The sequence below is a fragment of the Kocuria sp. WN036 genome (genome assembly GCF_002287015.1).
Lineage (GTDB): Bacteria > Actinomycetota > Actinomycetes > Actinomycetales > Micrococcaceae > Kocuria > Kocuria rosea.
The window spans coordinates 1-528 of sequence record NZ_NSKF01000077.1; the positions used below are offsets into that span (position 1 = coordinate 1).

At 75.2% G+C, this 528-nt stretch carries 1 pseudogene; it reads left to right on the top strand.

The features are described from left to right. Nucleotides 1-310: 310 nt before the first annotated feature. Nucleotides 311-528: pseudogene (locus tag CK505_RS18125) on the top strand (leucyl aminopeptidase); the annotation flags it as partial.

Below are 528 nucleotides of genomic sequence, written 5' to 3' on the forward strand. Positions count from 1 at the left end.
GCAGAGCGGGGTTGCTCAGGTACAGCGAGGTGGGGTCCAGCACAGCTCTTCCTCCTGGGGTGGGTCGGTTCCGGGCGTCCGTGGGGAGACCGGTGGGAGCACGCCTGCGACGGCGGGCCCGGATCATGTCAACCGTCCGCGGGCACCGCGTTATTCCCCGCCGATCCCGCGGGGCCCGCCCCGTGCGTCCGGGCCCCGGCGGCGCGCCGGCCGAGGATAGGATCGACAGCACGCCTGCTGGGCCGGTCCGGTCCGCCGACCGCGGACCGGACCGGCCCCGCCGGTCCAGACCTCAGCGAAAGGACGATCCATGCCCGACGTACAGGACCTGCTCGAACCCCGTGGCATCGAGCTCACCGCCACGCACAAGGCCCTGGGCCGGACGCCGGCCCACGCGCTCGTGCTCGGGGTGGCGAAGGGACAGGACGGCGACGGCTCGGGCCGTGTCCTGCTCCCCGCCGGTGAGCAGCGACGGCTCGCCCCCGTGGTGGAGGCCGCGGCGGCGCTGCGCGTGAAGGGTGCCGCCGA